Below are 19,653 nucleotides of genomic sequence, written 5' to 3' on the forward strand. Positions count from 1 at the left end.
GTCATAAGTGGGGAAAAATAGGTCATAAGTCCTCGGGGTTCGAGGTGATTACCAATTAATATCCAGTAAATGTCGTAAGTATTGAAAAATAGGTAATAAGTGACCGGAAATATGTCATAAGTGGGGAAAAATAGGTCATAAGTCCTCGGGGTTCGAGGTGATTACCAATTAATATCCAGTAAATGTCGTAAGTATTGAAAAATAGGTAGTAAGTGACCGGAAATATGTTGTAAGCAGCTAAAAATATGTCATAAGTTCTCGAGGTTCGAGGTAATTACCAATTAATATCCAGTGAATGTCGTATGTATTGAAAAATAGGTAGTAAGTGACCGGAAATATGTTGTAAGCAGCTAAAAATACGTCGTAAGTAATTAAAAATATGTAATAAGCTACACGGATCCAAATTATTTTTAATAAAATTGGACTAACCAAGCAGCGGAAATTTTTCATAAGAGGAAATAGACACAAAAATGTCACAAAAACTGCTTAAAACGGGTAGGAGTTTCCAGAATTTCTATTGAAGATATTCCTAAAACAATTAAGGAGGAATGAATTTTGAATGAAAAGGAACTAACTCCCCCCACCTTCTTACTTCAAGCGGAGGCATTGGAAAGAAGGGTAACAGAAACTCATGAGAAAATACCGGATATCAAGTCCAAAATAAGAATATTAAAATCGGGATACAATGGAGAAAAAACATTAAAATATTATCTAGATCAAATCCCGGAACACAAGTACCACATTTTTTACGGTCTCCGCCTCCCAATAGGACCTACCTTCTTCCAAATCGACGCACTTCTTTTTTCACAAAAGCTCATTCTTATTATTGATGCTAAAAATCATTCAGGAATGTTGAGATTCGATAAGAATCAATTGATCCATGAACATGGAGAAAATAGAGAGGTTTATGAAAATCCAGTAGCACAAGTAAATCGGCACAAAATTTCATTAAGAAATTTATTTGATAAAAATAAAATACCTTTTATTCCAATAGAAAATCTTGTCGCAGTTTGCAAACCGGCTACTGAAATTATAATCGGACCGAACTACAAAGAAGCCGAGCGAAAAGTCATAAAAGCCTATGATTTATTAAATAGAATCAATGAACTAGAGGAAAGATATAGTGAAAAAAAGATTAATCAAAAGACAATTAGCCAAGTGACAAATCTTTTATTATCACTACATACTCCTCAAAGAATTGATATCCTAAAATTGTTTCAAATTATAATAGATGAAATAATCACAGGGGTTCAATGTCCAAGATGTTTGCACATCCCTATGGATTACAGAAGAGGAATATGGATATGCCCTAAATGCCTTTTGTTTTCAAAAGATGCCTTTTTAAACGGGATAAATGATTACTTCCTGCTGGTAAAACCCTCATTTAGCAATCCTGAAATAAGAAAATTTCTACAAATGCCTTCTTCTAGAACAACAACATCAAGACTGCCTTCCTTACACCTTCCCTATACAGGTACAAAAAGAGGTCGAATCTACCATCAGTCACAGCCATTTCCTTAATATGCTAATAATGTTTTTCCCCCATAAAACAAACAATATAAACAAATAAATTAGGGGGAACATGGATGAAAAAATATTTAGGCATCCTTAGTATGCTGTTTTTACTAATACCGAATGTTACATACGCATCAGTACCCAATAAACCAATTCACTGGGGATTCAAAAAAGCGGTAAATGAACAGCCGGCAGATGCAGGAGCGGAGTATGATCAGCTTCTTGAAAAATATGGAGCATTTTACAAAGGTGATCCTAACTCAAAGACCTTGTACCTTACCTTCGATAGCGGCTATGAAAATGGTTATACTCCGAAAATTCTGAAGGTCTTAAAAAAGGAAAAGGTACCTGCCACTTTTTTTGTGACGGGGCATTTTTTAAATTCTCAACCGGAACTTGTAATACAAATGGTAAAAGAAGGGCATATTATTGGCAACCATTCCTGGCATCATCCCGATTTCACAGCGGTGAGTAATGAAAGAATCCGCGAAGAGCTCAATCGTGTAAAACTAAGAACAAAAGAATTAACGGGTCAAAAAAAAATGAAGTATTTACGTCCACCGCGTGGGGTTTTTAGCGAAAGAACGATGCAAATTGCAAAAGATGAGGGCTTTACGCACGTATTCTGGTCACTCGCTTTCGTTGACTGGAATGTTAACCAGCAAAGAGGGTGGCAATACTCATACGACAATATTATGCGACAAATCCATCCTGGTTGCGTACTGTTGCTTCACTCCGTCTCGAAAGACAACGCAGATGCACTTGAAAAAGCAATCCAAGATTTGAAAAAGAAAGGCTATAAATTCAAAAGCCTTAACGATTTAACAAAGAAAAAATAGCACTTACCCAAAGTCGAATTTGCCAGCAATTCGGCTTTTTTCGACGTCATTTACAGGCGCTTAACAACACCGTTATAGTACTAATCAAAAAATCGATTCGTATCCATTTGTTTAATAGATAGAATGTATTTATCTTTAGAATAACATTTATTTATAATGAAAAAGGAATCTAAATTTGTACTATTGTTAATGGTGAAAATCATGAACAGTTATGCTTATAATCTTCTGGCATTGACAGATACAAACTTATAGGAGGAATACAAAATGGTGTTAAACAGAAAGGCAATCCTATATCTTTTATTGGGCAGTCTTTTAGTACTCTCAGCCTGTTCGAATAATACTGCGGCAGGTAAAAATAAAAAGGAATCATCAGTAGTAACCAAAAGTATTAAAACAGACGAACTGAAGGGAAATATCGGAAAATCTGACTGGGTAATTGTTGATACGAGAGCAAATGATGCGTTTAACGGCTGGGCATTAGATGGGGTTAAAAGGGGCGGCCATATTAAAGACGCCGTTGATTTCTCCGCTGATTGGCTAAAGGTAAAAATGGATAAACAAGATCAAAAACTAACAGAAGTATTAAAAAGTAAAGGAATTACCACCGACAAAAACGTCGTTCTTTATGATGCAAACGGAAAAGATGCTCAAAACGTTGCTGAATACTTACAAGATAAAGGTTTTAAAAATCTATATAAATATGATGTGAAAGATTGGGCAGAGAACCAAGACCTGGCATTAGAAGCCTATCCTAATTACGAAATGCTTGTGCCATCATCATGGGTCAATGATATAATTAACAATAAAAATTACGGAAATCCTTATAAAATTTTTGAAGTCAGCTGGGGTGATGAAGCCAAGGATTATAAAAACGGCCATATTCCAGGTGCTGTCCATATTAATACGGATGAGGTAGAGGAAGGGCCTGTATGGAATCGTCTGAAGGACAAAGAGCTTGAAAAGTTCGCCTTAAAAAATGGGATTACAAAGGACACGACTGTCGTTCTATATGGCGCCGATTCCATGCCTGCTTTTCGTACAGCAGTTATTTTAAAATACATGGGTGTTACCGATGTTAGGGTGTTAAACGGAGGATTTACCTCCTGGAAAAATGGCAGTTACCAAGTGGAAAAAAAGGTGAATACCAAGAAATCAGTTACAGCATTTGGAACGGTCATTCCTGCTAATCCGGAATATATTATTGATTTGCCAGAAGCAAAAGCAATTCAAGCTAATAAAAATAATGGTACACTTGTTGATATTAGAAGTTGGGATGAATATATCGGAAAAATATCGGGTTATGATTATATCGAGGCAAAAGGGCGTCCTGCCGGGTCTGTTTGGGGACATGCAGGCTCCGATTCTAGCAAACTTGAAGATTTTCGAAATATCGATAATACAATGCGAAGCGGCGCAGAAATTTTAAATATGTGGGAAAAAGATGGAATTAACACGGATAAAGAAATGGCGTTCTATTGTGGAACTGGCTGGAGAGCAGCGGAAGTATTATTTTATGCCGACGTTTTAGGGGTAAATAATATTACGCTATACGATGGCGGTTGGAATGAATGGAGTATGGACCCATCCAATCCTGTTGAAAAAGGTGAACCAAATAAGAAATAATAATATGTTTAATGGAGAGACAATACGACGATTGGTATTGTCTTTTTCTTCTGAAAAAGGTGATGATTTAATGATTAAAGCCATGAAAACATTCTTCTTTTACCCATTGCTTACAATGCTGCAATTTTCGGGAATCATATTAGCCATTGTCCTAGAAAATTTATCAGCTAAAAAAATGGGGGTTGCCCGCTATTTAATTTTTAAAAAGCAACAGTTTGAATCCAGCTATTTTACCCCTCAATTAACCCTAATATATACCATTATTTTGGGGATAGGAGCAATTACCTGTTTACTGCTTCTCCTTACTAAAAGGAAAAGCTGGAGGAAAATTATTATGCTAATAATCGCTGCAGTTGCTAATATTATTGGAATCATTTTTATGCAATTCAGTGCGGATTTAGAGGCCTATCACTTCTTTATCATCGGGATGTTTGTTGTAATAGCCGTTCAATATGTTTGGATCATGAAATTCTTCAGACAACAATCAATAGCTACCTAAACCGAATTTCGTCTAGAATTCGGTTTTTCTTTGTGAATCATGCTATAATACGGGGAAAATAAAAATGGAACTCAAGCTTTATCCAAAAATTTGGAGTGAAAAAATGAAAACAGAACAAGGAATCAAAATCCAATTAAATCAAACATTCCCACTAACGATAAAAAGGCTTGGCATTAATGGCGAAGGTGTCGGCTATTTTAAAAAACAAGTTGTCTTTGTTCCGGGTGCCCTCCCAGGTGAAGAGGTGGTCGTCGAGGCAATAAAAATTAACCCTAAATTTGCTGAAGCGAAAATCAAAAAGATTCGGATTAAATCCCCGCACCGAGTGCTCCCGCTGTGCCCGGTTTATGATCAATGCGGCGGCTGCCAGCTTCAGCATTTGCACTATGACCAGCAGCTCAAAGAAAAACGGGACATTGTCATTCAATCTCTAGTACGCCATACGAAGCTGGCAATCGACAAGCTTGATATCCGTGAAACGATTGGCATGGAGGATCCATGGGGCTACCGGAATAAAAGCAGTTTTCAAGTTGCTCAACGAGATAACAAGGTCCTTGCCGGACTATATGGACTTAATTCACACCAACTCATTGACATTGAGCATTGTGCAGTTCAGCATTCGCAAACAAATGAAGCGACAGCAAAAGTGAAACAAATTTTAGAAGAATTAAGAATCCCTATTTATAATGAAAAGTCACGAAAGGGAATCATCCGAACGATTGTCACTCGCGTCGGGGTGCAAACAGGTGAACTTCAAATTGTGCTAATTACTTCACAAAAAGAGATTCCAAAAATCGAGATTATCATCGAAGAAATCCAAAAACGTTTGCCAAATGTGAAATCCATCGTCCAAAATATTAACGGCCAAAAAACATCGCTTATTTTTGGTGAGGAAACAGTACCGCTCGCAGGCGAAGAATTTATTCAAGAAACACTGGGTGACCTGCAATTCGAGCTATCCGCTAGAACCTTTTTTCAGTTAAATCCAGTTCAAACAATCAAGCTATATAACGAAGTGAAAAAAGCAGCGGCACTAACAGGTAACGAAAAAGTGGTGGATGCCTACTGTGGTGTCGGAACCATCGGGTTATGGCTTGCCAATCAAGCAGCAGAAATCCGCGGAATGGACGTAATCCCAGAATCGATTGAAGATGCCAAGAAAAATGCCAAGCGCCACGGATTTTCCAATACTAAATATGTACCTGGAAAGGCAGAGGAAGTCCTGCCAAAATGGGTCAAAAAAGGCTGGAAACCAGATGTCGTCGTAGTCGATCCGCCAAGAACAGGTCTCGACGGTCAACTACTTCAAACCATCCTGCAAGTAGAGCCAGAAAAACTCATCTATGTCTCATGCAACCCGTCGACGTTGGCAAAAGACATCCAAACCTTAAGCTCGAAATATGAGGTTAAGTATATCCAGCCAGTGGATATGTTTCCGCAGACGGCACATGTGGAGTGTATCTCGCAACTCATTTTAAAGAAAGGCAACTAACCCTCTGGGCGTTGCCTTCTCAAGTAATAAACCCTTCATCCGGTTGGTATGAAGGGTTTATTTTTTTATGATAGTTATTAAACCCCAATCAAGAAATGAAACTACCTTTTCTTTCTTTACTGAAGATGATAGTTATTTTCCCACAGAACATCTCGTTTGGCTTTAACCTTCTTCTTTTGAAATCAATAGCCTGCCACTCTATGGTTTTTTCATTACTAAAAGTGATCGTCACTAAGTCATGCCCATATTTAAATAGACGGGCTCCAATTTCCTCTCTGAGTGTAATATATAGTGTAATGGCGTATTAGCTCTCCATACATTCGAAAGGAAGTGTAAAAAATGGACAATGCCTTCACGATTCCAAATGCATTACCAATTCCTAATGCCTTCCCAATTCCAAATGCATTACCAATTCCTAATGCCTTCCCAATTCCTAATGCCTTCCCAATTCCAAATGCATTACCGATGACTTCTGGCGTAAATTTTATTCCCCAACCTCCATTGTCTTACTCCTATGCAGCTCCTGTTTATGCAGATTGTTTTCCTGCACGTGGGTGCGGTGATTTTATACTCATAGTAGTGTTATTTATTTTATTAATCATTGTTGGTGCAGTTTGTTTCTGTGGTTAAAAGATGTGACTGTATCTATTAAATACTTTAGAGATTTATTTAAGATAAGGTGGTGATCTTTTAAATGTATAATCAGACAGTTTACTCCTATATAAATTATGATCAGCAATTGGAGCGGCAATTTCCAAGTTTACCAGTGCCCTCGTTTCCGGGACTATCAGGTTTACCGGGCTTACCAGGACCTGAGTTTGCGGGACCATCAGGTTTTCCAGGTCTACCAGGATTACAAATTCCACAAGCTCCAACTGCTCCTCCTCCACCATTTATTCCTCAACAAGCAGCTGCTTCACCATTTGCTGTTGATCCAGGAGCAATTAGGTTGTGCCTGTTTCGTAATACTTTTATTTGGCTCAGCAATGGTGAAGGATTTTGGTTTTATCCCATTTTCGTAGGTCCAAGATCTGTTGCTGGTTTCAGATGGAATGGTATATCCTGGATGATTTTTGGCATTGATACAAGGAGAATTATTTCGTTTACGTGTTATTAAAAACTAAGAGAACAAGAAAAACGTTTAGCGCGTAGATCTGTTAATGGTGAAAGGCACTACGATTATGTATAACGGAAAAATGTTTATTGGAAAAACAAATAATATCCATCATCTAGCATCTGCAGAAAAAATGCAGGTGTTTTTGTTTGTTTAATATTGGCAACCGCCTTATTAAGTCACGATAAGAGACCTACATGCTACTTAACCAAGAACGACTCCCCATTTTCCTCAAATATACCCTCGACAATTCTTTTAAAAATGCATACCACGGCCACAATCTCTATATAAATCTTTTGTGCACGACTCTTTATGCATTTCACCTTCAAACAAAATAAAGAGGAAGTGGTTCTATAACCGAAAAGGCGTTTAACGTTTTCAACATCTACTCGAATTTTATGTTTGATAAATGGCAACATGTTGCGGTCTTTAAGTAACACCAACGTCAGGAAGATATTGGGCAAAGATTTGTAAAAAGAACCTGCAAGGGACAGGTTATTTAAAAAGAGGGCTTTTGATATTTGCCACTTCCCCACTGTTCGTGTCTTCGATTACTACCCATGCCCGGACTCCAGGGCAGCACTAGTGAAAAACCTGATAGATTCGAAGACACAAGTTTCCGTAAATAATCAACAAAAGGCAAACGCTAATAATAGCCCCATTCGAGTGAATAAAAGTGGCAATTATTAAAGTGACATAATATGAACAATATTCACCTTGGTAATATTATGTCTTTGATCCTCCAACTCTGCATTTTTATACAATCATTTTTGGACATTCTTAGATTAGCATTTATATCTGAAGTATTAACTTTGATCCAAATTATGGACCATTTCACATTCAGTATCTATCGACTGGTCTAACTATTCCATAGCATGCCAATATCCCGGGGCATAAAATGTCAGGCTCTACATGGGCTTGATCATTAAAGACATCGACAAGTTTTTTTATACCAAAAATTTCTCTACAAAACAGGTCAAAACTCATGAACAATTGACAAATACTTTGAAAGGTAACCATTAAATACGTCGATTCCTAACTATTAAACAAGTTGTATGTAGGGTTTTGTCAATTTAAAAAATTTTTTAATGACAATAACTAGCGAAATTTTCACTAAGCAATGCTTAAAATTAACAACATAGTTTAAAAGAATCTATTAAATATTTAATAAAGTCATCATCATATTTATGCGCATGGCAAAATTCTCATAGAAGATTCTTCTATTTGCAAATTTCCAAGATTATCAAAATAGTAGATTTCATGAAGTGTTGGCATTTTTTGTAGGTGTTGTCCGATTAATGACTAGATGGTTTATGGCTTTGAGGGGGGTGATAAACCCAGGTAAGGCATTTAACTGTAAAAGGAGGTGACAAAGGGGCTATTAACGATAAAGAAATGACGACATAACGTAATTATCAGGGGGGTTCGAAAACAAACACCTACATAAAAAGTAGGTTATTTTCCAAGAGGGAGGAAAATTACTTTGAAATTGAGAATTAAGTTTGCCGCATTATCAACCACGATATTGCTTGCGTTGTCTTCAACATCCGCTTTTGCAGCGGAGCCAGGGCTGGATAAAATGCCCGAACATGTGGATCCCCAGTCTTGGGTTCTTTCAGATAATATGACAGTGAATGACTATAAACCGATTCCGGGAATCAACTGGCTCACCTCGGACATCAAACCGGAGAAGCCAATAAGGGGAGCGTTGATAGTAGTAGATTTTCCTGATCAAGGGTTTATCCTTAGCCAACCCGAAGGTTCCGATCCGGCCGGGAACCCTAGAGGTGTCGGATCTATTCCCCGAGAGGAAGTTCCTGAGTTTTTTAAGGACTATCTCACCAAGCCCAGCGTCCTAAACAACTATCAAACGATGGATAGTGTTTGGAAGGAGAACTCCTACGGAAAATGGGGTGTTACTCTTGATGCTTTTGGTCCATACCGTTTGAGCAAAAACGAATTTCAGTACGGGCTTGACAGCATGAACCCTGGTACATTGCCAAAGAACTATCCAAGCGGAAACCTTTTTCAGGATGGCATAAATGCGGCCATGGCCGATCTAAGCGCATCTGGAATTGACTATGACTTTGCGTTCATTCTTCATGCGGGTTATGCCGAATCAGCCGTATGGCAGGAATTCGGTGAAATGATGTTTCTAAATCCAGATGCAGTGCCTGACGAATTTGGACCGCCGAAGGATTTACCTGGATTTGAAAATACGCCAAACTGGGCAAAGACTCGTTATGTACCATGGACTTCCTATTTTGCAGCCAAAACGATTTGGTCTGCCGCATCCAGTGCAAAGATCAACGGCAAAACGATTCGTGTTTCTATTCAAGGCGAAAGTAATGGTTTGGCTACATTTGCTCACGAATTCGGTCATCTACAAACTCTTGGTGATAATTACAACAATCCATTCGGTAACCCTCCGGCCCGGTCTTATGCGGGAAATTGGGAATTAATGAGCAGCGGAAGTTTCAATGGCCCGGGCGGCCCGCATACGCGTTATTTTATTCCTTCCACCCAAGGTGGGTCCTCACCGGCGGAGCATACATTGCGAAATAAGTTGAAACAGGGATTCCTTTCCAATGATGAAATCATTCAGATAAACCGTGATGCTATAAAAGACTCTGGGCCGTTGTTTGCGGATATTATCTCCCGCGAGGTGCCCGTCGGAAGCAAGTTTGGCCGCACTGGTCTTCACGGTATCAACATCAGCATGAACGATTTAACACCAACCAATTACCTTACAGGTGACTGGCGTAACGATATGCCTTCAAGAGCATTGTACAATAACTACACCATTGAAGTGGTGGATCGTGTCGGTTCAGACTCCTTCCAATCCGATTCCGGTGTATTGATTTCCAAAACGAAAAATGCGGAGAGTGCCCCGTTCATTTGGGTAGTTGATTCCCATCCGGAAGATATTAATCTGCCTGATTTCATAAGACCTGATGGCACAACAGCCATGTTTTCCTTAGGGGATGAGCGGCAGCTTGCCGACTCTTTATTCCATGCAGGGAAGGGAGAAACTTTGGTCAGTGGAAAGTTCGAGGGTTCAATCGGCAATGACACTGTTGTTAGTGAGTACGTTGATCCGTACAATAAACTTCATTTCTACATTTTAGGAAATTACAAAGATGCTGAAGGCGCACTTCATTATCAGGTCGCCGTCCGTAACACTGATGGCGCAGGTGCCTACAAGCGCGGGGTAAATGTAAGCGCTAGCACAGTACAACCTGCCGTTGAGGGCAAAGTCGCAGTCTATCATTTTAATGTCACTAATACAGGCGCAGCAAAGGATCTTATTCGTGTCAACGCTTCCACAGGTGCTGATTGGACAGTTCAACTTCAGCATAACGTAGTGGCTGTGGAACCAGGAGAAACTGTCGATGTACCAGTATACGTGAAAATTCCGAAGGGCAAGACAGCCCCGGCTAACCTTACTTTCACGGCCAATTCAGAGACAGACTCTAGTAAAAACGCTGTCGAGACCAATCTTTTGCCAAGCAGCTTAAGCGCAACTGGTCTTGGTTCCGTTGTTGAAAGCTTTGACAAATCGGGAGCCTTCAATACAGGAGCAGCACAAGCTTTGAAAAACCATTTGGCAGGTGTTGCTCTGTTTGAAAAGACAGGATCCACGGATAAGGTTATCAAACAAATGAATAGTTTTAAAGTGTTGCTGGATCATGATAAAGATACGAATGTGATCTCCGCGAAGGCGTATAACAGTTTGAAGGCGTATGCTGATGGAATGATTGAGGTTTGGCAATAGGTTAGATTTACTGTTGGAGGATATACCTTCTGTGCCGGGGCCTCCCGGCACAAAGGGTAACAATCTAAAAGGGTAGTAACACAATAACGGTACTGTTGTTCATTGTTTTTATCATAACAATAAAAATAAAAGCCCTGAAAAGGGGAAAAAACTTAAGGAGGAATAAATATGGGTTTCAAAAAGAAATTAGGTATGGGAATTATGGCAGGAATAATGGGGGTATCCTTAATTGGGGGGGGAACTTACGCATACTTTAGTGACAGTGAAGTTACGAACAATACGTTTGCGGCGGGCACGCTCGACTTGTCAGTTCAACCGACAACAATCATCAATATCGAAAACATCGCGCCTGGAGACACGATGACGCGTATCTTTGAACTGCATAATGAAGGGACACTGGATATCAAGAACGTGACGTTGGATACCGCGTATACCGTGGTTGATGCTAAAGGGGATAACACGGAGGATTTCGCCAAGTATATTGAAGTGGAATTTCTGTACAATATGGACCAATTTAATGAAATCATTTACAAAACAACATTAGATCAGCTAAAGGGTATGAGCCCAAAAGCGGTGTCAGAAAAGATATTTAATGAAGCTCTAGATGGTGGCATTCTTAAGGCAGGCGATGAACATGATTTGGTAGTGAAGTTCAATTTTCTTGATAACGGGAAAAATCAAAACCAATTCCAGGGGGATAAGCTCAATCTAAAATGGACTTTTAATGCCACACAAGGCGCCGGCAGAGACCTATAAGATTAAAAAAAGGTACGTTAGTGCAGCTTACTTATTTTAATTTGGACACTTCCCTATCAAACTTGAACTAGGGTATGGTCGTGTTGGGTCATATCTATTTCCTCGATTTTCGCGAAATAATGAGATTCATAGGAAACAAAAACAATAGAATGGCTGGGACAGTTAAAGAAACTGTCCCGCCTCATTTAAAAAGGTTTAGAAACGTTTTTAAATAAAAATATCGAAGGCATTTTAAGGCTTAGTTAGCTGTTTATTTGGATGGTGAACCAAAGTAAGATCCGTTAGCGACAATGACTTTGGAAATATGTCAAAAGTAGGGGTGAAGATAATTGAAGAAAATAATTATGGTTTTAGCCATTTTATCATTGTTATTTTTACTTGGTGCCTGTTCGGCTTTGACCTCAGGCGAAGGGAGCAAGGTACTTGTTAAAACGGACTATGGAACTATCGCAAAAGATGATTTATATAAAGAAGTAATCAGTTCCGAGCGGGGAAAAGAATTGATTCAGAAGTTGGTCTATATGCAAATTTTGAAGGGCAAATATGAGGTGTCTGATAAAGAGGTGAATCAACGGCTGGACCTTATAAAGGAAGAGGCCGGCGATAAAGATGGATTTAAAATGTTCCTAGAAAAACAGGGCTTTAAAAATGAAAATGAACTAAAGGATTATATTAAACAAACCATTTATTTCTTTAAAGCAACAACAGACGGGGTGAAAGTCTCAGATAAAGAAATAAAAGATTACTATGAACAAAATAAAGACCAATACACGGAGGTAAGAACCAGTCATATTCTCGTGGATAAGGAGTCAACTGCTAAAGAGATTGAACAGGAACTAAAGAAAGGAACTGACTTTGCTGAATTGGCAAAAAAACAATCGACGGATAAGGTGACTGCAGCAGAAGGCGGAGATTTGGGCTATCTTTCCGGGGGAAGCAAGGAAATGGACCCGACATTTCTTGCGGCGGCTATGAAATTGAAAAAAGATGAAGTGAGCGAACCGGTTAAGACAATGTTTGGTTATCACATTATTAAGGTAACAGATAGAAAGGAAACGCCATTAAGCAAGGTGAAAGATCAAATCAGAGAAACACTGCTGGGAAAAGAGGCAAAACCGGTACAGGAGATATTAAACAAATTGAATAAAGAAATTGAAATTAAAGATGATGCATTTAAAGATGTATTTAAGGATGTAGAACCTCAACAACCAAAGCTCCACTAAAATGTCTGGTCATTACTGACTGGTTAGTATGACAAAAAAGTCGTAGTTGGTATGATTATCACCGAACTTTACACCAATTACATAGTTAATGATGTTATTAACGATTTGATGAAAATTGGCCAGCTTTGTGGTGTCTTAACCACTTTCAACCGGACAAGTGAGTGGGTTCGTTACGAAGCGATGCATCGCTTCGAACTGTAACCCATTCTCTTTTTTCCCTTTTAAGGAAAAATCCAAGGAGGCATTTTAAAAATGATTAAGGACTTTTATACCAAAAATATCCCAGTAAAACAGGTCGAAATCCATGAACAAGTGACAAATACTTTGAAAGGCACCTGTTAAATATGTCGATTCCTGATCATAGAACAACTTGTATGAAGGGTTTTGTCAATAAAAAAATTTTAAAAATGGCAATGATTGACTAAATTTTCAGTAAATAATGCTTAGAATTAACAATAAGGTATAAAAGAATCTATTAAATATTTTATTAAGAGTCATCATATTTTTTGCGAATAGAAAAATTCCAATAGAAGATTCTTTTTTTTGCGAATTTCCAAGCTTACCCAAATAGTAGATTTCAAGAAGGTGCTGTCTGATTTATGACTATATGGTTTATGGCTTTGAAGGGGGGTGGTAGACCCAGGAATGGCATTAGGCTGTGAAAGGAGGCGATAAAGGGGGTTAATAACGATATAGAAATGACGACATAACGTAATCATCAGGGGGAATTCGAAAACGAAAACCTACATAAAAAGTAGGTCATTTTCCAAGGGGGAGGAGAAACACTTTGAAGCTGAAAAAAAAGATTACCGCATTATCGACCACGATATTGCTTGCAATGACTTCAACATCCGCTTTTGCAGCGGATCCAGGGCTGGATAAAATGCCCGGCCCAGTGGATCCCCAGTCGTGGGTGAATCCAGATAATATGACATGGAATGATTATAAAGAGGTTCAGGGTATTAACTGGAATACCACGGATATTAAACCGGAAACAGAACTTAGAGGGGCCTTGATTTTGGTCGACTTTCCAGATCAGGATTTTATCCTGACCAAACCTAAGGGTTCAGAGCTCATCGGTAACCCGCAAATTGACGCAATTCCTCGCGAGAAACTCGGGGAATTTTGGAGGAATTTCTTGAACGTTCCAAGTGCGATGAATAATTATCAGTCAATTGATGGATTTTGGAAGGAGAACTCTCAAGGAAAATGGGGAGTAAGCCTCGATTCTTATGGTCCCTACCGCTTGGATAAAAACGAATTTCAGTATGGGCTTGACAGTATGAATGCCGGTTACCTGCCAAAGAATTATTCGGGTGGAAACCTTTTTACTGATGGCGTAAATGCAGCAACAGCCGACATAACCGCATCTGGAAAAGACTATGACTTTGCCTTCATTGTTCATGCTGGCTATGATGAATCAACCGTTTGGCAAGAACTCGGCGAAATGAGGTTTCTGAATAAAGAAGCGGTGCCTGATACATTTGGGCCGCCGAAGAATTTACCTGGATTTGAAACCATGCCAAACTGGGCAAGTACCCGTTATGTACCATGGACTTCCTGGTATGCAGCCAAAACAATTTGGTCTGCCGCATCTAGCGCAAGAATAAATGGCAATACGATTCGTGTTTCTATTCAAGGCGAAAGTGATGGCATGTCCACATTTGCTCACGAATTCGGCCATCTCAAAGGACTTGGCGATAATTACAATAATGCGGCACTAGACCCTCGAACCTATTCGGGTTATTGGGAAACGATGAGCCGGGGATCATTCAATGGTCCTGGTGGAACGCACACCCGCTGGATGATTCCGGCCACCCTTGGTTCTTCCTTACCAGCACCACATACACTTCGAAATAAGATGAAACAAGGATTTCTATCCAATGATGAAGTCCTGCAGCTAAACCGTGATGCATTAAAAGATTCTGGACCGGCATTTGCGGATATTATCGCGCGCGAAGTACCTATTGGCAGTAAATTTGGCCGAACAGGGCTCCACGGTATCAACATCGCCATGACCGATTTAACACCAACCAATTACCTTACCGGTGATTGGCGTAACGATATGCCAAGTGGTGCTAAATACAATAACTACACCATTGAAGTGGTAGACCGCGTCGGTGCGGACTCGTTCGCAGCAGATTCCGGTGTAATGATTGCCAAAACGAAAAATGCGGAAAGTGCCCCGTTCATTTGGGTTGTTGATTCACATCCCGAAAATATCAATCTGAAGGACTTTACAAGACCTGACGGCACAACAGCCATGGTTACCAAAGGTGACCCACGGCAAATTCTCGATGCTTTATTCCATGCTGGAAGTGGGGGGAAATTGGTTAGCGGAAAATTCGATGGTTCCATTGGCAAGGATACAGTTGTCAGTGAGTACGAAGATCCGTACAATAAACTTCATTTCTATATTTTAGGGAATTACAAAGACGCTGACGGCGTACTTCGTTATCAGGTTGCCATCCGTAATACTGATGGCGCAGGTGCCTACAAGCGCGGGGTAAATGTAAGCGCTGCCACTGTACAACCTGCTGTTGAGGGCAAAGTGGCAGTCTATCATTTTAATGTCACTAATACCGGCGCAGCAAAGGATCTTATTCGTATCAACGCTTCTGCTGGTGCTGATTGGACAACTCAACTAGATCACAACGTATTGGCCGTGGAGCCGGGGGCAACTGTCGATGTACCAGTATACGTGAAAATTCCAAAGGGCAAGACAGCTCCGGCTAACCTTACTTTCACGGCTACTTCAGAGACTGACTCCAAGCAAAGCGCAACTGATACCAATGTTTTGCCGAGCAGCTTAAGCGCAACCGGTCTAAGTTCTGTTATTGATAGTTTTGACAAGGCGGGAGCCTTCAAAGCCGGAGCAGCTCAAGCTTTGAAACTTCAATTGGCGGGCTTAGCCCAATTTGAAAATACTAAATCTGCGGATAAGGTTGTCAAACATCTGAATGGTCTTAAAGTGCTATTGGATCATGATAAAGATACGAATGTGATCTCTGAGAAAGCTTATAACAGTTTGAAAGCGTATGTCGATGCAATGATTGTGGTCTGGCAATAGGATAGATTCACTGTTATGGAAATACCTTTTGTGCCGGGGGCGCCCGGCATGGAGGGTAACAAACTCAAAAACTATTTAGAATAACCCATGTGGTCCGAGGCACGGGATGCAAGGAACCAAATATCCAAACGGGTTCCATAATCGCCATTAGCAGGTAAGTGGACAAACCTATTTAAAAAAAGGGGGAGGACGTTACTAATAAACCCAGTGACGGAATCCTGATTACCCACCGAATTGTTAAGGAAAAAGGGCGGGGATGCAATACATCACAAAGGGCGATCACAACATTGCACCGGATGTGAACCCCGTTCCTTCCCATAATATTGTAGGTATCTATACAGGGGTTACAATTCCCTATATTGGTTATATTGCTCACTTTGCCAATTCACTTTTGGGAAGGCTTTACTACTAATCCCACCGCCTGGGGTGTTGTTACTGGGCTATGCAGGTTTTACCATGTGGCAGACCCTAAGCGGAATTAGTAGTAAAGAAGAAAACGAAGGAACAAAAATTTTTTAGGCAATTTATCCAGATTGAATCGGTTATAAAACTACAACTGAAAACCGTTCAAAAATAAAAGCCCTGAAAAAGGGGAAAAAGTTTAAGGAGGACTAAGTAAACATGGGATTGAAAAAGAAATTAGGTATGGGAATTATGGCGGGAATAATGGGGGTATCCTTAATTGGGGGGGGAACTTACGCATACTTTAGTGACAGTGAAGTTACGAACAATACGTTTGCGGCGGGCACGCTCGATTTGTCAGTTCAACCGACAACAATCATCAATATCGAAAACATCGCGCCTGGAGACACGATGACGCGTACCTTTGAACTGCATAATGAAGGGACACTGGATATCAAGAACGTGACGCTGGATACCGCGTATACCGTGGTTGATGCTAAAGGGGATAACACGGAGGATTTCGCCAAGTATATAGAAGTGGAATTTCTGTACAATATGGACCAATTTAATGAAATCATTTACAAAACAACATTGGATCAGCTAAAGGGTATGAGCCCTAAAGCAGTGTCAGAAAAGATATTTAACGAAGCACTAGATGGTGGCATTCTTAAGGCGGGCGATGAACATGATTTGGTAGTGAAGTTCAATTTCCTTGATAACGGGAAAAATCAAAACCAATTCCAGGGGGATAAGCTCAATCTAAAATGGACTTTTAATGCCACACAAGGCGCAGGCAGAGACCTATAAGATTAAAAAAAGGTACGTTAGTGCAGCTTACTTATTTCGATTTTGACACTTCCCTATCAAACGTGAACTAGGGTATGGTTGTGATGGTTCATATCTATTTCCTCGATTTTCGCGAATTTATGAGATTCATAGGAAAATAAAAACAATAGAATGGCTGGGACAGTTGGAGAACTGTCCCGCCTCCATCGCCTTGAGTCCCTAAGAAAGCTTCGCCAGTCTCTGCCTTATGACTGGACCGAACGAAGGAATGTAGGCACACTGATGCCTAAATGTAAGAGACATTTTCAAAAAATATTTTTTTGACACAATACCAATGGTTAAAACCATTGGTAATACAACATTTATCGAGGGAGGATTATGATGAAAAGGTTTGGTTTGAAAAAAGTTTTATCCATAGCGATAATAATAGCATTTATTTTTGGTACGAACATGATGGTAGATGCTGCGAGTAACCGAATTTTCAATGATATGCCGCATACAGGAGATGTTTTCGCGGACATGGAAAAGCAAATTGATTATTTTAGAGAAGATGGTGATATTCGGGATGATATCACGGTCCGTACCTTAAAAATGCACCTTAGCGGAGTAAATCTTTTTCAAAAACAAGGACAGACGGATAAGGTCCTTAAGCAAATGCAGACTTTTAAACGCCTGCTTGATAATCAGAAAAGCAACGGGGCCATTTCCGGAATAGCGTTTGATGTTCTGAATACGTACACGCAATACACGATTGGAAAAATTAATGGTCCGTTTAACTCCGATAATGTTATGAAACATATCAAACATCTAAGTGTTGATATTGGGCCAAGGGAGGCCGGCAGCGCCGCAGAGAGAGCGGGTGCTGAATACATTGAAAGTGTGTTGAAAAGTTACGGCTATGAAACTACTATCGAGGAAGCCCCAAGAAGCAATCGGACAGAACTGCTGCTTAAGGTACTCTCCGATAATAACAAGATCATTCCATTGAAGGCCGTTAGCAATGCTCCTCAAACGACTGGGGATGGTATCACAGGGAATCTATATCATGCGGGTATAGGCCAACCGGGTGATTTCACTGCGGCAGCGAAAGGCAAAATCGCCTTAATACAAAATGGGGGAATCACTGTCGGTGACAAGGCGAAGAACGCAATGGATGCAGGTGCGATAGGTGTGCTTATATATGACAACCAGGATCGTTTTACCCTTCCAACTGTCTCCCTAGGCACCGTACGCCCTAACATTCCGGTTGGAACAATTACCAAGAAGGATGGGGAAGCATTTGTTTCTCAACTTTCCAAGGGAAAGGTGGATGTCCAACTTTCAATTAAAACGCTTACGAATCAAAAAACAGTAAATGTAATCGCTGTAAAAAAACCAAAAGGCATTAAAAATCCTGAAATATATTACGTGGGCTCACATTTGGACAGTGTTCCATTCGCTCCAGGGGCCAATGATAATGCTTCCGGGACGTCTACACTAATGGAGTTGGCAAGGATCTTCAAGGACTATGACGGCGACAAAGAATTACGATTCGCTGCATTTGGGGGCGAAGAACTTGGATTTGTCGGCTCGAAATACCATATCGGTAATTTGTCACAAGATGAAGTTAACAGAACAAAAGTTCAGTTCCAGATGGATATGACGGGTACGGCTTGGGTACCTGCCTCGCAACTTTTTATTAATACTGTAGATGGGAAAACGAATCTTGTTTCGCAATCAACACATCAGGCTGCTGAGAAACTAGATATTAACAAAAATTTATTGCCTGTTCATATGTTGAGTAGGTCTGATCATGTTCCATTCCACGAGAAAGGGGTACCTTCAGCACTTTTCATTTGGATGGAACCTGGAACACCACCTGGGGCAGCTAATATCGAGCCTTATTATCACTCGTTAGAGGATAAAATAGAGCATGTAAGCCCTGAAAGAGTACAACTTACCGGGGATGTAGTTTTTAAAGCTATTTCTGATCTAATTGGTTTCCAGAAAAATAGTAGTAAGAATGAAGATGCATCACTAAAGAAAGCTTCATAGATTCATAGTGAATGCCTGGCGAACAGCGTGATCCCGTAAGGAATCTCCAGATAAGCAACCAAATATATCAAACATTTCCTTGGGAAGCCCCAAGGGAATGTTTGATATTTTAATAACTTGATTTCAATTGCTAGGCATGGACTGCTAAATACATAAAAACCTAATCCTAACTACCAAACAAAGCCCAAATGGATTTGAAAATAATAAAAAAGTTCTCACCAATTTGGCAATAGTGAGAAACTGTAGACTCAATTCGCTAATTAAAGAAAGGGCATTTTATTTTTTTTGGGGGTTCAATACATGCAAGTCGTGACACTTTTGGAAATAATCTTGCTCTGAATAAGCAATTTATTCCCCGTTGTATATCTGACTTGACAAATTCTGGTGTGGAATCTATCTAACCATATGGATATCCAAAGGTGTGAATAAATATATCAAATGGTCATTTAGAGTTTATCAAAACATTGATGTATTAATTAAACTATGTTAGACATTTAGGTTGTCAAATTTCACTTGTAAATTTCA

The 19,653-nt window shown here is 39.8% G+C and carries 14 protein-coding genes; all 14 read left to right on the plus strand.

The annotated features are described in order from the left end of the window. Nucleotides 1-555: 555 nt before the first annotated feature. The 14 genes from ACFVSW_RS15305 (at nucleotide 556) to ACFVSW_RS15370 (ending at nucleotide 19,128) form a co-directional block, all read left to right on the plus strand. Nucleotides 556-1,521 (plus strand): nuclease-related domain-containing protein, encoded by a 966-nt coding sequence (locus ACFVSW_RS15305; RefSeq protein ID WP_387317530.1) that lies wholly within the window; start codon nucleotides 556-558, stop codon nucleotides 1,519-1,521. Between the two features lie 65 nt (nucleotides 1,522-1,586). Beyond that, entirely contained in the window at nucleotides 1,587-2,354 is a 768-nt protein-coding gene (gene pdaA / locus ACFVSW_RS15310; RefSeq protein WP_387317531.1) for a delta-lactam-biosynthetic de-N-acetylase, read from the plus strand. 264 nt (nucleotides 2,355-2,618) lie between these two features. Next, nucleotides 2,619-3,977, plus strand: a complete 1,359-nt coding sequence (locus ACFVSW_RS15315) for a sulfurtransferase (RefSeq protein ID WP_387317532.1) — start codon at nucleotides 2,619-2,621, stop codon at nucleotides 3,975-3,977. A gap of 70 nt (nucleotides 3,978-4,047) precedes the next feature. Then, entirely contained in the window at nucleotides 4,048-4,476 is a 429-nt protein-coding gene (locus ACFVSW_RS15320; protein WP_387317533.1) for a hypothetical protein, read from the plus strand. A gap of 103 nt (nucleotides 4,477-4,579) precedes the next feature. After that, a complete protein-coding gene (gene rlmD / locus ACFVSW_RS15325) occupies nucleotides 4,580-5,968 on the plus strand; it encodes a 23S rRNA (uracil(1939)-C(5))-methyltransferase RlmD (RefSeq protein WP_387317534.1) in 1,389 nt (462 codons plus the stop codon). Between the two features lie 339 nt (nucleotides 5,969-6,307). After that, nucleotides 6,308-6,598 carry a YjcZ family sporulation protein gene (locus ACFVSW_RS15330; RefSeq protein WP_387317535.1) on the plus strand — a complete coding sequence of 97 codons (291 nt, stop codon included), beginning with the start codon at nucleotides 6,308-6,310 and terminating at the stop codon, nucleotides 6,596-6,598. Nucleotides 6,599-6,662: 64 nt separating this feature from the next. Then, complete coding sequence (locus ACFVSW_RS15335; protein ID WP_387317536.1) at nucleotides 6,663-7,085, plus strand: collagen-like protein; 423 nt, start codon at nucleotides 6,663-6,665, stop codon at nucleotides 7,083-7,085. Between the two features lie 1,480 nt (nucleotides 7,086-8,565). Beyond that, nucleotides 8,566-10,857 carry a M6 family metalloprotease domain-containing protein gene (locus ACFVSW_RS15340; RefSeq protein WP_387317537.1) on the plus strand — a complete coding sequence of 764 codons (2,292 nt, stop codon included), beginning with the start codon at nucleotides 8,566-8,568 and terminating at the stop codon, nucleotides 10,855-10,857. Nucleotides 10,858-11,025: 168 nt separating this feature from the next. Beyond that, on the plus strand, nucleotides 11,026-11,613 hold the full coding sequence (locus ACFVSW_RS15345; protein ID WP_387317538.1) for a TasA family protein: 588 nt from the start codon (nucleotides 11,026-11,028) through the stop codon (nucleotides 11,611-11,613). A gap of 329 nt (nucleotides 11,614-11,942) precedes the next feature. Continuing rightward, entirely contained in the window at nucleotides 11,943-12,836 is an 894-nt protein-coding gene (locus ACFVSW_RS15350) for a peptidylprolyl isomerase (RefSeq protein WP_387317539.1), read from the plus strand. Between the two features lie 51 nt (nucleotides 12,837-12,887). Continuing rightward, the gene (locus ACFVSW_RS15355; RefSeq protein ID WP_387317540.1) at nucleotides 12,888-13,037 is read left to right on the plus strand and encodes a hypothetical protein; all 150 of its coding nucleotides are present in this window, start codon (nucleotides 12,888-12,890) and stop codon (nucleotides 13,035-13,037) included. Between the two features lie 586 nt (nucleotides 13,038-13,623). Beyond that, entirely contained in the window at nucleotides 13,624-15,906 is a 2,283-nt protein-coding gene (locus tag ACFVSW_RS15360; protein WP_387317541.1) for a M6 family metalloprotease domain-containing protein, read from the plus strand. A 621-nt stretch (nucleotides 15,907-16,527) separates the two neighbouring features. After that, on the plus strand, nucleotides 16,528-17,115 hold the full coding sequence (locus tag ACFVSW_RS15365) for a TasA family protein (RefSeq protein ID WP_387317542.1): 588 nt from the start codon (nucleotides 16,528-16,530) through the stop codon (nucleotides 17,113-17,115). Nucleotides 17,116-17,475: 360 nt separating this feature from the next. Further along, entirely contained in the window at nucleotides 17,476-19,128 is a 1,653-nt protein-coding gene (locus ACFVSW_RS15370) for a M28 family peptidase (protein WP_387317543.1), read from the plus strand. Nucleotides 19,129-19,653 lie beyond the last annotated feature (525 nt).

Source organism: Neobacillus sp. NPDC058068 (assembly GCF_042885335.1).
Lineage (GTDB): Bacteria > Bacillota > Bacilli > Bacillales > Cytobacillaceae > Neobacillus.

What these genes read in the sequence shown, in the direction of transcription:
- pdaA (WP_387317531.1), top strand. Translation starts at nt 1,587, where the DNA reads ATGAAAAAATATTTAGGCATCCTTAGTATGCTGTTTTTACTAATACCG.
- ACFVSW_RS15315 (WP_387317532.1), top strand. Translation starts at nt 2,619, where the DNA reads ATGGTGTTAAACAGAAAGGCAATCCTATATCTTTTATTGGGCAGTCTT.
- ACFVSW_RS15320 (WP_387317533.1), top strand. Translation starts at nt 4,048, where the DNA reads ATGATTAAAGCCATGAAAACATTCTTCTTTTACCCATTGCTTACAATG.
- rlmD (WP_387317534.1), top strand. Translation starts at nt 4,580, where the DNA reads ATGAAAACAGAACAAGGAATCAAAATCCAATTAAATCAAACATTCCCA.
- ACFVSW_RS15330 (WP_387317535.1), top strand. Translation starts at nt 6,308, where the DNA reads ATGGACAATGCCTTCACGATTCCAAATGCATTACCAATTCCTAATGCC.
- ACFVSW_RS15335 (WP_387317536.1), top strand. Translation starts at nt 6,663, where the DNA reads ATGTATAATCAGACAGTTTACTCCTATATAAATTATGATCAGCAATTG.
- ACFVSW_RS15345 (WP_387317538.1), top strand. Translation starts at nt 11,026, where the DNA reads ATGGGTTTCAAAAAGAAATTAGGTATGGGAATTATGGCAGGAATAATG.
- ACFVSW_RS15355 (WP_387317540.1), top strand. Translation starts at nt 12,888, where the DNA reads ATGATTATCACCGAACTTTACACCAATTACATAGTTAATGATGTTATT.
- ACFVSW_RS15365 (WP_387317542.1), top strand. Translation starts at nt 16,528, where the DNA reads ATGGGATTGAAAAAGAAATTAGGTATGGGAATTATGGCGGGAATAATG.
- ACFVSW_RS15370 (WP_387317543.1), top strand. Translation starts at nt 17,476, where the DNA reads ATGAAAAGGTTTGGTTTGAAAAAAGTTTTATCCATAGCGATAATAATA.